General features: G+C 57.4%; 13 protein-coding genes. 7 read left to right on the top strand and 6 right to left on the bottom strand.

Annotation, left to right across the window (positions count from 1 at the left end):
• Positions 1 to 11 precede the first annotated feature (11 nt).
• From RBB62_RS14315 to leuA, 5 genes are all read left to right on the top strand, one after another.
• The gene (locus tag RBB62_RS14315; protein ID WP_309399648.1) at positions 12 to 965 is read left to right on the top strand and encodes an endonuclease/exonuclease/phosphatase family protein; all 954 of its coding nucleotides are present in this window, start codon (positions 12 to 14) and stop codon (positions 963 to 965) included.
• Between the two features lie 108 nt (positions 966 to 1,073).
• Positions 1,074 to 2,051: a hypothetical protein gene (locus RBB62_RS14310; protein ID WP_309399647.1), complete on the top strand. Its 978-nt coding sequence runs from the start codon at positions 1,074 to 1,076 to the stop codon at positions 2,049 to 2,051.
• A gap of 1 nt (position 2,052) precedes the next feature.
• A complete protein-coding gene (locus RBB62_RS14305) occupies positions 2,053 to 2,748 on the top strand; it encodes a Sir2 family NAD-dependent protein deacetylase (RefSeq protein WP_309399646.1) in 696 nt (231 codons plus the stop codon).
• A 7-nt stretch (positions 2,749 to 2,755) separates the two neighbouring features.
• Positions 2,756 to 3,067 carry a hypothetical protein gene (locus RBB62_RS14300; RefSeq protein WP_309399645.1) on the top strand — a complete coding sequence of 104 codons (312 nt, stop codon included), beginning with the start codon at positions 2,756 to 2,758 and terminating at the stop codon, positions 3,065 to 3,067.
• A gap of 268 nt (positions 3,068 to 3,335) precedes the next feature.
• Entirely contained in the window at positions 3,336 to 5,123 is a 1,788-nt protein-coding gene (gene leuA / locus RBB62_RS14295) for a 2-isopropylmalate synthase (protein ID WP_309399643.1), read from the top strand.
• 81 nt (positions 5,124 to 5,204) lie between these two features.
• Here leuA and RBB62_RS14290 read toward each other — a convergent pair whose 3' ends face one another.
• Entirely contained in the window at positions 5,205 to 5,903 is a 699-nt protein-coding gene (locus RBB62_RS14290; RefSeq protein WP_309399642.1) for an RNA polymerase sigma factor, read from the bottom strand.
• Complete coding sequence (locus tag RBB62_RS14285) at positions 5,900 to 8,587, bottom strand: serine/threonine-protein kinase (RefSeq protein WP_309399641.1); 2,688 nt, start codon at positions 8,585 to 8,587, stop codon at positions 5,900 to 5,902. Before RBB62_RS14285 ends, RBB62_RS14290 begins: the two co-directional genes overlap by 4 nt.
• 144 nt (positions 8,588 to 8,731) lie before the next feature.
• On the opposite strand from RBB62_RS14285, the gene RBB62_RS14280 reads away from it, so the two are divergent.
• Positions 8,732 to 9,136, top strand: coding sequence for a hypothetical protein (locus RBB62_RS14280; protein WP_309399639.1), 405 nt, complete (start codon positions 8,732 to 8,734; stop codon positions 9,134 to 9,136).
• Between the two features lie 529 nt (positions 9,137 to 9,665).
• Here the strand turns inward: RBB62_RS14280 and RBB62_RS14275 are convergent.
• A complete protein-coding gene (locus RBB62_RS14275; protein ID WP_309399638.1) occupies positions 9,666 to 10,406 on the bottom strand; it encodes an SDR family NAD(P)-dependent oxidoreductase in 741 nt (246 codons plus the stop codon).
• Between the two features lie 43 nt (positions 10,407 to 10,449).
• On the bottom strand, positions 10,450 to 10,944 hold the full coding sequence (locus RBB62_RS14270; protein WP_309399637.1) for a hypothetical protein: 495 nt from the start codon (positions 10,942 to 10,944) through the stop codon (positions 10,450 to 10,452).
• 193 nt (positions 10,945 to 11,137) lie between these two features.
• Here RBB62_RS14270 and RBB62_RS14265 point away from each other — a divergent pair, with 193 nt between their 5' ends.
• Entirely contained in the window at positions 11,138 to 11,830 is a 693-nt protein-coding gene (locus tag RBB62_RS14265) for a metallophosphoesterase (RefSeq protein ID WP_309399636.1), read from the top strand.
• Positions 11,831 to 12,047: 217 nt separating this feature from the next.
• On the opposite strand, the gene RBB62_RS14260 is transcribed toward RBB62_RS14265, so the two are convergent.
• Together RBB62_RS14260 and RBB62_RS14255 are read right to left on the bottom strand one after the other, a co-directional pair.
• Entirely contained in the window at positions 12,048 to 12,464 is a 417-nt protein-coding gene (locus RBB62_RS14260) for a type IV pilin protein (protein WP_309399634.1), read from the bottom strand.
• 221 nt (positions 12,465 to 12,685) lie between these two features.
• Positions 12,686 to 13,240, bottom strand: coding sequence for a type II secretion system protein (locus RBB62_RS14255; RefSeq protein ID WP_309399632.1), 555 nt, complete (start codon positions 13,238 to 13,240; stop codon positions 12,686 to 12,688).
• Between the last annotated feature and the right edge of the window lie 267 nt (positions 13,241 to 13,507).

Here is a 13,507-nt window from a genome sequence, read left to right as displayed (position 1 = left end):
ACTAACCAAGGATGCGTTGGCTTAAGAGAATTTCATTCGTTCTACTACTCGTGGTCTTCACGATTGGCGGCTGGTATACCTACCATCGCATTGAGCACAAGGCATCACCCATCAAGCTGACGACTGTCGAAGTCCCAAGCCCGAAGGCCGAAGTTTCATTGAGCACGATCCGCGTCGCCGCCTACAACATCGCGCATGGCCGCGGTGGCAAGCTTGGCACCAGCAATTGGGACAACGATAGCGCGGACGCCCTGCGCCAGCGGCTGGATCAGATTGCCACGCAGATCAATGCAGTGGCACCCGACATCCTGGTGCTCAACGAAATCGACTTCGATACGAGCTGGAGCTTTGGCTTCAACCAAGCCGAATACCTGGCGAAAAAATGCGGCTACCCCTACGTTTTGCAGCAGCGTAACTTCGGCGTATCGCTCCCCTTCTACCATCTGCACTTCGGCAACGCGCTGCTCAGCAAGTATCCGATTACGAATGCCGAGTTTCTCAAGTTTCCGCCACTATCGATGAAGGAAGATATCTTCGCGGGCGATCACGATGGCTTCATTTGCGATGTCGCCGCGCCCGGACAAACGCTGTCCATCGTTGGCGTGCACTTGGAGTATCGCGACGAATCTACTCGCCTGCAATCGGCAAAGATCATTCAAACTGCTGCCGAGCAGCGGACAAAGCCCGTCATCGCGATGGGCGACTTCAACTCAGCGCCGGATGCGAATGCGCAAACTGCGAGCGGCGAAAACACCATCAGCTACTTGCTCGCCAATGGCTTTACTGCGAGCATGACTGGAGCCAAGGCCCTGCCAACCTTTCCTTCGGAAAAACCGGAGCGTAAGATCGATTGGATTCTCGGCAGTACAGTCGATGGCTTTCGCGACGGCCGCGTCATCCAATCGAACTACTCGGACCACTTAATGGTGGCTGCGGAAGTAGACCTGCCGCCTCCTGCTGAGTGATTTCATCAATTTCGTTCATCGGATGATAGGAGGTAAAGAAAATCCGAATGCCCACCAAAACCGCTAATTCTGATTGCGCGCAGGATGAGGCGATCCTTAAATTACGCCATGAGGTTTACAATCACCCTGCTCATGATTTTCGCTTTTCTTGCTGTCGGCTGTGGCAAACAAGAGCCAGCCGCTCAGACGTCTGCGAAGGTAAGCGCCGCTGACTCCTCCAAGCTTCATGCATCGACCGACGCCCCCCAAGCGGTCACGACCGGCGCAGTTCGGCTACAGGGGATGCCCGGCAACATTGAGCCTGTTGTGGAAGTTATTTCCATCGATCCTATTCCGAACAAAATTGTTGAGCTGATCACGAACCAGCAGAACCTGCTTCAGGCTTACTTAACCCCGCCCAAGACATCCATGAAGCAACCCAGCGATATCGTGTCCGCAGAGGATTACCAGAAGATCACTGAGCAAATCAATGCGCTACGCCAACAATACCCGGCGCCAGTCGAGAGCGAGTTCTACAACGATTCAGGCGAACCAGAAATGTTCACCAGCCGCGAGTCTCTCCACAAGCGATACATTCCACTCTTCAGGGCAATCAGCGTGGAAACAATGGTCCCCAGCATCAACGATATCTCAAATCAAATGCGCATGGACCATGCCACGCTGGAAAAACTAGCCGATCAGCCCGGCAACGAGGGCCTACAGGCACGCGCAGACATCAACTGGCTGGCGAGCCTCAGCAGAAATTTCCAACAGTATCAGTCCGTGACTCGCGCCTACGATTTAGCTCGCCGCAAGCAAGCCACACTCAATACACAAACAACCGGCCAAACGACGTTTCAATCGCCTATAATGGCATGGAAATACTTCCAGCAACAGACCGCGCCCAATATCGAACTCGAAATTGGCAGAACCGCGGCCCACACGATCTACGCCGAGGACGACGGTTCCTTCGAAGTCGAAGGACACGGGAAAATGATCGTCCGCGCCACGCTCGACGGCAACTCCGTGTTTTTCATCCAAGACGGCCCGGGCGCCGAGCACCTCAAATTCAGCAATCTCGAACAGACGACTGTCGACCCCACCTAAGATGCCGTCCATTAACCCGCAGAAAATCGTCGTCTTCACCGGCGCCGGCGTCAGCGCGGAAAGCGGGCTGAAGACCTTTCGCGACAACGACGGCCTCTGGAATAACTACCGCGTGGAAGACGTCGCCACGCCAGAAGCCTTTGCCCGCGATCCCGGCCTCGTGCTCGAGTTCTACAACCAGCGCCGCGCCCAAGCCCGCAACGCCCAGCCCAACGCCGCCCACGAAGCCATTGCTCGGCTCGAGGAAAAATACGAAGTAGTAGTCATTACACAAAACGTCGACGACCTCCATGAGCGGGCGGGCTCGACCAATGTGCTCCACCTGCATGGACTCCTCACCGAGGCGCGCAGCACGGCGGACCCGAGTTTAATTTACGAGCGCGGCCTGGCCGACCTCAACCTCGGCGACCTTTGCGAAAAAGGCAGCCAGCTCCGCCCCAACATCGTGTGGTTCGGCGAAATGGTGATCAACATCGAGCCCGCCGCCCGTGAATTTGTCGACGCCGGTAAAGTGCTCGTCGTGGGCACGTCGTTGCAGGTATATCCCGCTGCGGGCTTGCTCAAGAAGGCGCACTTCCATTCCGAAAAATACTTGGTCACCTTGGAAGTCGATTACCCTCCCCGTCATTTCAAATGGATGCGCGGCAAGGCGGCAAGCGTAGTGCCATCGTTAGCGAAGAACTGGCTACAAGCGTAGAAGCAAAATGCCGGTTTTCATCAATGGTGTTCTCTCTGGCTTTACCTCGTGGATTGCTCAGATACTGCTCTACATCGCGCTGAACTGGCTTATTCATTTTTTCAAAATCTACGAATCCGCATATACCGCCGCAGCGCTTGGTTTACCGTTACTAGCACATGTGGCGCTGACGCTGGCCATCGGCTATGCGAAACTGCCACAAATCCGAGTTTCCCAACATATACGTTACTGGTATTACAACCTCCCCGGCCTCTTGATTGCCTATACGCCTTGTTTACTGATTCTCTGGTTCATGCACGAAATGGCAAATTACGACTAGTCACCTCGGGCCTTGACATCCCGCCCCGCGCGGGCGTATATCCTCCCCAATCATGAAGCGCGCCTTCCTACAACTCGCGGCCGCCAAGCTTCTCCCCTGAGGGGGACTAGTAATTTCGTCATGGCCCGATGAGGCCGCGGGGACGTTTCCCCGGTTTAAGCAAAAAAACCTCCGGCAATTAGCCGTTTTTCATTCTTGGCCTGCCTGTGGCATGCGCGGATTAGCGCTTGGCAGGCCTGCGATCAACCTTCACTGATATACTTTTGCCATGAAACCCGCATCATTGCGTAAATACCGCCCCTTCCACGAGAAGTTCGAGACCCGCTTGCCCAACCGCACGTGGCCAGACAATCATATCGAGCGCGCGCCCATCTGGGCCAGCGTTGACTTGCGCGACGGCAACCAAGCCCTCGCCATCCCGATGAGCGTCGAGGAAAAGCTGGAGTATTTCCAAATGCTCTGCCGCATCGGCTTCAAGCAAATCGAGATTGGCTTCCCATCCGCGTCCGACACCGAGTTCCGCTTTTTCCGCCGCTTGGTCGATGAAAACTTGATCCCGGACGACGTCACCGTGCAATGCCTGGTGCAAGCGCGCGAGCATTTGATCCGCCGCACCTTTGAGGCGCTGGAGGGCGTCAAGAGCGCCATCGTGCACCTCTACAACAGCACCTCGCCCCTGCAGCGCCGCGTGACCTTCGGCGACGCCAGCCGCGAGAAGATCAAGGACATCGCAGTCGAGGGCGCCAAGCTGGTCCGCGAATTGGCCAACGAGCCGCGCGACGGCAAGATCCTCTTCCAATACTCGCCCGAGAGCTTCAGCGACACCGAGCTGGATTACGCTTACGACGTGTGTAAGGCCGTGACCGACGTCTGGGGCCCGACCGAGGAAGAGCCGATCATCCTCAACTTGCCGGCCACCGTGGAATGGGCCACGCCCAACGTCCACGCCGACATGATCGAGTGGTTCTGCAATCAATTGAAGGCCGACGGCATTCGCAACAAGGTCCAGGTATCCCTGCACACCCACAACGACCGCGGCACCGGCACCGCCGCCACCGAGTTGGCGATGCTGGCTGGCGCTGACCGCGTCGAAGGCACCTTGTTCGGCAACGGCGAGCGCACCGGCAACCTGGACATCGTCACCGTCGCCTTGAACTTGAATAGCCACGGCATTGAGACCGGCTTGGACTTTTCCAACCTGGACGAAATCCGCATGGTGTATGAGCGCCTGACGCGCATGGGCGTGCACGAGCGCCACCCCTACGCGGGCGAGCTCGTCTTCACGGCCTTCTCCGGCAGCCACCAGGACGCCATCAAGAAGGGCATGGACATCATCAAGCGTGAGGCAGAAGCGAGAAGTCAGCAGGGAGAAGGGGAAAGCACGGATACCATCGAGTGGGCGGTGCCGTATTTGACCATCGATCCGCAGGACCTCGGCCGCAACTACGAGGCGATCATCCGCATCAACAGCCAGTCCGGCAAGGGCGGCGTGGCCTACGTGCTCGATCGCGAGCACGGCTTGGAGCTGCCCAAGTCCATGCACCCCGAGGTGGGTAACTTCGTCAGCGCACAGGCCGATTCGCAAAGCCGCGAACTGTCCGTGGATGAAATTCGCGACGCCTTCTTCACGGAGTTCGTCAACCGCGACGGCCCCCTGAAGCTGCGCGATCACGACGAGACCCACGTGGAAGCCGCGAACGACGACGGCGCCCTCGTCCACCAGCGCGCCAAGCGCCCGACCGCAGCTGGCGATGAGTTCGGCTGGACGTTTTCGCTGACCTTCGAAGGCAAAAAGATCGTCACCGAAGGCTTCGGCAATGGCCCGATCAACGCCCTCGCCCACGCCTTGGAGAAGGAAGGCCTCAAGGACTTCCGCGTGACCGACTACCGCAGCCATGCCATCACCGGCGGCTCAGCATCGGACGCCGCTGCCTACGTGCAGATCGTGAACGAAGCAACCGGTAAGCACTACTGGGGTTGCGGCATCAACCCGTCGATCGAAGTAGCGGGCCTCAAGGCCCTCGTCAGCGCCTACAATCGTTTGCGCGCGGTGTAGTTAATCGGCAAAGAAATTGACCAACGGTCAGGCCCTCAAGCCTGGCCGTTTTTTGTGCAACACAAAGACAATGATCAGCCTTTAGCCACGCAACGCCGCGATTAGGTGCCGCAGCTCGTCATCCACTTGCTCGGGCTTAGCCAGCGTCTCGGCGACTTCCGCGCGCAGCAGCTCCTTGTAGCGCTTGCGCAGACGATGCAACGCCACGCGAAACGCAGTCTCGCTGAGCCCCAATTGCACCGCGAGTTTCGCTTGGCTGACCGCATCATCCTTCCCGCCGAGCAACGGCGACAAAGCCTCGAACCACGCGGCCTTGCCCGCGTCTGCGAGCTCACCCTGCAAGCGCGCAAGCACGGCGTCGAGCAACGCCAAGGCCCAGGCTTTGTCAAAGGCGGCATCCGGCGTTTCGGCAGCGAAATCTTCAATGGCAAACTCCGCGGAGTCCACCGACGCGACCATGCCCCCGCCCCGCTTGGCAGCACGCTCGTAGTCGCGGCGATCCGCCAAGTAGTGGTTAAACGAACCCAACAAAAACGACCGAAAGCGCCCACGCTCCTGCCGCGCCGCGCCTAGTGACTCCAGCCTCAACAAACGTTCGTAAAAACCCTGCACGGCGTCTTCGGCGTCAATGGCATTCAACCCGCGCCGCTTAGCATGCGCGAGCAGCGGCCCGCGATACACCTGGCACAACTCCCCCAACGCCCGCCGCGCCGACGCGTCATCAGGCTGTACAGCGGCGAGGACCAGGGTCCAGCGAGTCGTGTGGAAGCCAGCGCTCATTGGAGTTTTTTAGATTCAATGAAGAGGCTCTCACCTTGCGGCGTGATACGTAAAACGCCGACTTGCTCTTGCCCGTCATTCGCAGTGATGAGATAGCCACACCATGATTCCTTCTCTATAGAAACTTGCTGATAATTCAGCCCAAGCTCGGTCTCGGCTTTGTGGGTGATGGACTCGTGAATGAGCGTTTTACGCAGTAAGGAAGCAGTCGTTTCCAAAGCAAATTCTTTGGACAACTTTGCCAGCCGAAAATCCTGCGCCTTCGTGATGAGGAACTCCCGCGTTTCTATGACCTCGCCAGTCAGGCCATCCGTATCACTCACGCGGTTGTAGATCAGCGCGAACGGCGGCAAATCCGCCTCTTCGACGGTGTCTGCGTCGAGTCGCATCGTTTGGCCGGTTGCTAAATCTAAGACCACGTGATCCGTGTCGTCGATGAGCGGGTCCAAACGCGCCGACCAGTCGACCGCAACTCCTTGATCCGCCAGCAGGAGTTCAGCCTCACTCTGTTGCGCCAACATGATCAACACCGCCGTTTGCACGGGCAGCATCACGGCTGCGGTGATCAACAACACCAGCCACCATGGTGCCAGCACGCGCAGCCATTTCGGTTGGTTTTTGGCCGGTGCAGTCGGCGTATCAAATTCGGTGCGCGGTTTGGAGAATCGTCGCCAGAAGCAGAACATCCAGACTCCGATCATGCCGAGTGCGCCCGCCATCACCGTCCACATTGCGGGCATTGGCAAATGCACCGGCTCACGCAGGTTTGCATATTGCCCCAGCAACTGAACCACGCAAAACAAAGCCATCACGATACACGCGATCCCCAAGCCATAACGTACAAAAGCGCGGTGCGTGATCGCTTCGCGTTCCGGCGCGAGCCAAAAATCCGCATGCGGCAGCGAGATCAAATAGTTTGGCAACAGGCGCACCATCGCGAACAACATCACCAGGAAATACGGAACGCCCAAGCCCACTACCAGCATCACGAGCATGGCCACCCCGCGGTTTGCCCACGAATCCGGCACGCCACTGGCATTGAAATGCACCGCGACTTCCGTTGGCAAGTCCTGCGCGCCAAACATCAGAAATCCACAATAAATCGTCGTTAAAAACATGAACAAGGTCGCCAAGCCCAACGGCAAGGACGCAGGCCCCGGCGCCTTGAGCTCATTCTCACGCTGCGAGGCATTGGGGCCTTTGCTTCGAGCAGCGGCCCAGGTGTAAAACACGGCCATCATTGCAAAACCTGCCACGAGGATTGCCACGTTGCCCAAGCCTAGCCAGCTCACTGCTTCGCGCGGAAAGCTCTGAAAAAAGCTCACCGCGTGCGCATCCTGCTGAGTCGCGGTGTAAACGTGTTTTCCGAATGCCTGCCCGCCGTTGGCATACCAGCCTATCGCAAAGCCGCCCATGGCCACCGGCGCAATCGCCATCCCAGCATACGCCGCAAGCAACCCGAACGCGATCCCGCCAATACCCAGCAGCGCCAGCACCAGACCACCGTAGCCCACGACGCCGATGCTCAAGCCCCCGAAAGCAAAAACGCCCATCGCCAGGCCGCCCATCGCAAAGACACCTTGCGCAATGTCACCCACCGCAACGATGCCCCGAGCCACCCGTTTGCGACCGGTGAGCTCGTCAACGCCAGTCGCGACGTGAATCAACGGCACGCCAAAGAGCGAAGCGCGGCTGCGGTAATTGAGATTGTTCCAGCCCGTGCGTTTGTGCGTTGTTTGCGCAGCCGGCTGATCCGCCAACGACTCAATCTGCGTTTTGAATTCCGTCGCGGCGTGGTAGCGGCGCTCGGGGTCGCGCTCCAGGGCGCGCAGCACCACGGCGTCGAGGCGCACGTCGAGCGACACGCGGCGCGAAGGCGGCTCCAGCTCGCCAGCCGCAGGCAGCTCGCCGGTCAGCATTTGGTAAAAAACCACGCCGAGTGCATAGAGGTCGGCACGGTGATCGACCTGCCCGGGCTGCGTGGCTTGCTCGGGGGCCATGTAGGCGGGCGTGCCCATGAGCTCGCCCATGAAGGTCAGGCCGTCTTCAGCAGTGTTTGGGGATGCGGAATTTTCAGGACTGGCATTCGCCAAACGCACGAGTCCGAAGTCGGCGATCTTCACGCGGCCCAGGCGGTCGACGAGGATGTTCTCCGGCTTGATGTCGCGGTGGACCACGCCGTGGTCGTGCGCGTATTGGAGCGCGTCGCAGAGCGGCGGCACGATGGTTAAGGCTTCACGCGGTGCCAGGCGCCCGGCATTGAGGAGCTGCCGCAGATTCATCCCGTCGACGTATTCCATGAGGATGAAAAACCGCCCGCCCGACGTTTGCCCGAACTCGTAAAGCGTCACGATGCCCGGGTGGTTGAGCTTCGCCAAAGTGCGCGCCTCGCGGGAAAAGCGTTCCGCAAAGCCGGGATCGGTTTCCAAGCCGGGGCGCAAGATCTTCAGAGCGACATCGCGGTCGAGGTCCTTTTGCCGCGCCCGGTAAACCGCGCCCATGCCGCCGCGCCCCAGCAGCTCGACGATCTCGAGCTTGGGAAATTCGGCGTCCAAGTCTTCCGGGCTGGGCGCAGCGTCTGAGGTTTGAGGCTGAGGGTTGCTGGACAAACCCGCCGCCAATAAATCCTCCGGCGAAGGGCCGGACGCGCTCGGGTTGTCGGGATGGGAATCGGATGGCTGCATACCCTATACTGAGGAAAAACCATCCAAACGTTACACGCGAGCACGGAGAAATATCAGAATAACTGCCCTCGAATATGCGGGAGCTGATGCCTGACGCGAGGTTGCCTACCCACCGCGAAAACCATAACCTCATTGTAATTGCTCATGCCCAGCTACTCAGAGAGCGAAGAATCATCGATCACCCTGCAATTGTTATCCGCCGGGGCGTTGTCCGCCTTGTTCATCGTGCTAAACCTGATCGGCCTTGGATTTACGGCGCTTAAGGAAACACCGGAATTCTGGACGAATGGCGGCGGCTATCCGATCTGGCTACGCGAAACAGTGCTTGAGTCATACTATCCGGGGTTGATCGCGGTTTTCCTGATTCAAACACTTGCAACCATAGCCTGCATTTACACGTTCTTCAAACATGGCAGCGGGGCGGCCTTGCTGGGCTTACTTGGACTTGCGCCGCCTTGGCTTATGTTTCTAGTGACAGTTGGCGTGCTCATCGCAAACAACATCTGGAACCTGATTAACAACAACCCGCTGCACTGGCATCCAGGCTAGGGAGTGTCAGCGAAATTGGTTACATAAACGCTGAGCCTTGCCGAGGATCAGATCTGCGTCAGCCGTTCACTTAAATGTCTTAGAGGGCGTCTAAAAAGTCTGATCGAGTCGGCGAGATGTATTCGAGAGGCAAAATTTCGGCTTCTGAATCGAGGCGAAACCAGTTTCGTCGAGATGAAGAAATGATATTTTGACCTCGAAGACGCACTCCGGCGAAGACCACTTGAGTTTTTAGACGCCCTCTTAGGTTGATCGTTGTATGTGGTGATGAGTGTTTCGATGGCCGAATTAGCCCCCGAAAATCAGGGCAGCGCCATTATCAGGGCAAACGCAGCATCTACGGCGACCGCTTCAAACTGCAAAAATGCCTCTGCATGGTCGCCGCCATGCGCAAGCTCCTCTATCACACCCGTGCTACTCTAAAAATCTGAAAAATAACGAAATCATGACTTAATCCAGACACAGTTGCTGGAAGCCTGTGAGCGGAAAAAACTCACCGCCATCAACATCTTTAATTCCCAGACACTCCCTATAGCTTCGCTTTTTGGCGAACGCTGGACACTCCGCCATCGCAAGCCCATTGCTGCCCCGTCACCCAGGAAGCGTCCTCCGAGCAAAGCCAGGCGATCAAACTCGCGGCGTCGGTCGGCTGCCCAACCCGCCCAAGCGGATGCATCGCTTCGGATATTTTGCGGCCAGTTTCACTGCTGAGCATCGGCTGACTCATATTCGACTCCACCAAGCCGAGCGCCACGCTGTTTACGCGGATGCCCTTGCTCGCATAGGTCGCCGCCGCGCTCCGTGCCAATGCCTCGACACCGCCTTTGGCCGCCGCAATGGCCTCATGGCTTGGCAAGCCAACCTGCGCCGCGGTCGAGCTGATCATCACGATCGAGCCACCACACTTCATCTGCTTCACTGCTTCGCGCAGGCCGTAAAATGCGGAGTTCAGATTCAGGTCAATCGTCGTAAGCCAGTCCTCGTCTTTGGTCAGGTGTGCGGGTTTGAGGATGATCGAGCCGACCGCATGCACGTAGGCGCTCGGCGGCCCGAGTTTTTCCGCGAGCTTGGCAAACGCGCCCTGCACGGCGGCGGAGTCTGTTGCGTCTGCGGCCACGACTGCAACCCCGGGCACATCCATGCGATCCGGGTTCCGCGCAAAACCGCCCACCCGCCAACCGGCGTTTACCAAGCGACGCGCGAGCTCTTGACCGATGCTGCCGGTAATGCCGGCCACGAAAGCAACAGGGGAGTCAGATGTATCAGCCATGCCCAACCATAAACCAGGCTGGCAAAACTTCAAGGCGCGGCGTTTAAAACACCAGCGCGTTCAGCTCTTCCTGGATGCGGACGAGCGCCATCGGGTCAGGGTCACTGGACTGCACTTGATACTCCTGCTTTGAGCGGACATGCAGGTAGGTTTGCACGCCGTTTTCCGGGCGGCCCCTGGAGCGCAGGATGCGTTTGCGCTCCAGCAGCAGCGCGAGCACTTGCTTGAAGAGTTCGCGGTCTTCGGCGACTTCCGCGCTATCGCTCTCGCACATCGAGAGGAAGAGTTCTTCACTCGTCGCCAAGGCATGCGCGCGGGCTTCTTTCTCCTCCTCACCACGGGGCTTCACCTCGCGCCCCCACTTGCCAAGCACGGCCTCCGGGCGGGGAAAGTCGTCCACCTTGGCGGCGGAAACATCGGCGCGCTGGAGCTGCCCTTCCTCATCCCGATAGAGGAAGCAGAAAACCTCGTCGCCAATCTCGAAAGCTTCGCCCGAAACAGCGCACTCCTTTGCCAACGGTTTAATCTGCCAGTCCATGAGTCGGCATTGTCGCGGCGGAGGGCAATTCCCCGCAAGGCAATTATGCCAGCGCCCAAGATTTTATATGCGTCCCAAAAACCGCAGAACCACCGCGACCCGTGAAAGAATCGCGGAAGCTTTGGCTTGCGAATCTTTTTTCCCGATAACAACTATTGGTCTCCTCCATAATTCTGCTAAGCTAATACTAGAGTTGACCCATCCCGGAAAAATATACGCCATCGGCGACGTCCACGGCTGTAGCGACGAGCTCAACGAGCTCCTCACACTGCTTGAGCTGGGCCAACACGACATGGTCGTCTTCGTGGGAGACTTGGTCAACCGCGGCCCCAACTCCCGCGAAGTGCTACGCATCGCGCGCAACCTGCCGGGCTGCTACTGCCTGCTGGGCAACCACGAACTACGGCTCCTCAAATATCGCGACTCGAAAGACCGCTCCATCCTCAAGGATTACGACTGGGAAACCATCCCCAAGCTCGGCGATGAGGACTGGCGTTTCATGCGGGAGTTTCACCTCAACCTGCACTTTCCGGGCCTCAACACCGTCATCGTACACGGCGGGTTCTTGCCCAATATTCCCTGGGACGATCAGGAGGCCAACGTCGTCACCCAAATTCAGGTTTACAACAAGAAGACCGGCTCCTGGGGCAAGCGCGCCGACATATCCGGCGGCGAGAGCTGGATGAAGTATTGGCATGGCCCGCCCTTCGTCGTCAGCGGACACACGCCGCGCAGCAAAGTGGTCCGCACAAAGTGGTCAATCTGCATCGACACCGGCTGCGCCTACGGCGGCCACTTAACCGCCTTCGAGCTCACCGAGCGCAAGATCTACCAAGTCAAAGCGCGCCAGACCTACGTTTCAAAATCGCTGTCAGACAGCATCTAGAGCAATTTAGCACACGCCCTAAGGACGCCCCCTGTCGGCAATTCATGTGATCTCTAAGAGGGCGTCTAAAAACTCAATTGACCTTCGTTGGAGAGCGTCTTCGTGGTCAAAATTCCATTTCTTCACCTCGACGAAACTGGTTTCGCCTCGCTTCAGAAGCCGAAATTTCGCCTCTCGAATACATCTCCCCGACTCGATCAGACTTTTTAGACGCCCTCTAAGGCTCCATAATCAGCACAAAGTCCGAGCCGTCTTTTTGAAAGCTGCCCGTGCTGAGGTTCCCATCATCGACAATACGATCGATGTCTTCCGCCTGAGGGTCATCTAAGATGGAGCCTGTAAGTGCAATGCCAGCTTCATAAGTGCCGCTCTGGTAGTTCCAACAATAGCGTCCGCCCACCACTGTACGGCCCTCAAAAACTGTAGGATTCAGGTAGCCACCCATCTCTTCAGGAACTTTCCCCGCATCTGCATTCTTCGGCCAACCTCCCTTTTCAAGAACATAATTTTCGAAAGCCTGGTTGAACACTCGAAGATCATTCGCGATGCGGGAATTCTGCGTGCCGATACGCGCCTTCTGGAAGGCTGGCATCGCCATGATCGCCAGCAGCCCAATGATCACTACCAGCGTCATTATTTCGACCAACGTAAATCCTCCACGTAGTGGTCGTTGTTTCTGGCGCGCGTCTGTAAATGAATGAATCACGGCAGTAGTCTCATTACACAAAATCAATTCATAGTCGGCATCAACTCCTGTAACAAGCCGTTAATCTGCACATACTGAGCTAAGAATAATAAAAAAACGCGGACGCACTCGCGCCCACGTTGCCCATTGAAAGTAGCAAACTACAATCCCTAGAATTCCTCAAGGACCAAGGTGTAAACGCTCGAATCCCCACGAAAGCGACCAGTTGCCAGTACACCATCGTCGAGAATCTCATCGACCAGAAGCGCCTGCTCGTCGTCCAGGTTGGAACTGCGGATCGCAACGCCCACCCCTCCAGAAAAGCCGCCACCAATGCCTTCCCAGTCATAATGTCCGCCATAGATGGTCTCACGTTCGAAAATGCCCTGGTCAATGTAGCCAACCATTCCAGCGGGCAGAACACCTTCGTTCGCATCATCCGGCCAAACTCCGGTTTCAAGAGTGTAGGTATCGAAGGCGCCTGCGAATTGACGGAGGTCATTCGCGAAACGCGTAGCTTGGGTCCGCATACGCGCCTTCTTAAATGCTGGCAAGGCAATGTTCGCCAGTAGTCCGATGATGACTACGACGATCATGATTTCCACCAGAGTAAACCCCTGCCGGTGTTTCAATACCCCGACATCGGATTGCTTCTGGCTGAGCGCAGGTTTAGGTGTTGGGAGCATGGCGCTGCGCCCTGCGCCGTCCCGTTTTTTGATATACATTGGATCTTATGATTTATGATTTTTATGATATGCATAAGCCCCCGAGAGGGCTGCCCAATAGGGCTGTATATGGTCGGTATAATATAGGGTTCCTAGACTAATCCAGCGGCGTAAAGCCCACAAGCGGCAAGGATAGGCGTCCCCTAGCTCGTTACGCAAGTCAGCCCCATACCCACTGCAACATACTCTACTACAAGCGTTTTCAGACTTCGAAAAAACTGGTAAAAATCATCACACTCCCTGACACCACCCGGTTACATAACCCCA

Origin of the sequence: Cerasicoccus maritimus, assembly GCA_031296935.1 — a bacterium.
Taxonomy (GTDB): Bacteria; Verrucomicrobiota; Verrucomicrobiia; order Opitutales; family Cerasicoccaceae; genus Cerasicoccus; species Cerasicoccus maritimus.
This window is presented reverse-complemented; position numbering and strand designations above follow the sequence as displayed.

Excerpts from the sequence above, each read along its gene's own strand:
- RBB62_RS14275 (WP_309399638.1), bottom strand. The coding sequence starts at position 10,406 with ATGGCTGATACATCTGACTCCCCTGTTGCTTTCGTGGCCGGCATTACC.
- RBB62_RS14315 (WP_309399648.1), top strand. The coding sequence starts at position 12 with ATGCGTTGGCTTAAGAGAATTTCATTCGTTCTACTACTCGTGGTCTTC.
- RBB62_RS14285 (WP_309399641.1), bottom strand. The coding sequence starts at position 8,587 with ATGCAGCCATCCGATTCCCATCCCGACAACCCGAGCGCGTCCGGCCCT.
- RBB62_RS14310 (WP_309399647.1), top strand. The coding sequence starts at position 1,074 with ATGAGGTTTACAATCACCCTGCTCATGATTTTCGCTTTTCTTGCTGTC.
- RBB62_RS14280 (WP_309399639.1), top strand. The coding sequence starts at position 8,732 with ATGCCCAGCTACTCAGAGAGCGAAGAATCATCGATCACCCTGCAATTG.
- leuA (WP_309399643.1), top strand. The coding sequence starts at position 3,336 with ATGAAACCCGCATCATTGCGTAAATACCGCCCCTTCCACGAGAAGTTC.
- RBB62_RS14290 (WP_309399642.1), bottom strand. The coding sequence starts at position 5,903 with ATGAGCGCTGGCTTCCACACGACTCGCTGGACCCTGGTCCTCGCCGCT.
- RBB62_RS14270 (WP_309399637.1), bottom strand. The coding sequence starts at position 10,944 with ATGGACTGGCAGATTAAACCGTTGGCAAAGGAGTGCGCTGTTTCGGGC.
- RBB62_RS14255 (WP_309399632.1), bottom strand. The coding sequence starts at position 13,240 with ATGTATATCAAAAAACGGGACGGCGCAGGGCGCAGCGCCATGCTCCCA.
- RBB62_RS14260 (WP_309399634.1), bottom strand. The coding sequence starts at position 12,464 with ATGACGCTGGTAGTGATCATTGGGCTGCTGGCGATCATGGCGATGCCA.
- RBB62_RS14305 (WP_309399646.1), top strand. The coding sequence starts at position 2,053 with ATGCCGTCCATTAACCCGCAGAAAATCGTCGTCTTCACCGGCGCCGGC.
- RBB62_RS14300 (WP_309399645.1), top strand. The coding sequence starts at position 2,756 with ATGCCGGTTTTCATCAATGGTGTTCTCTCTGGCTTTACCTCGTGGATT.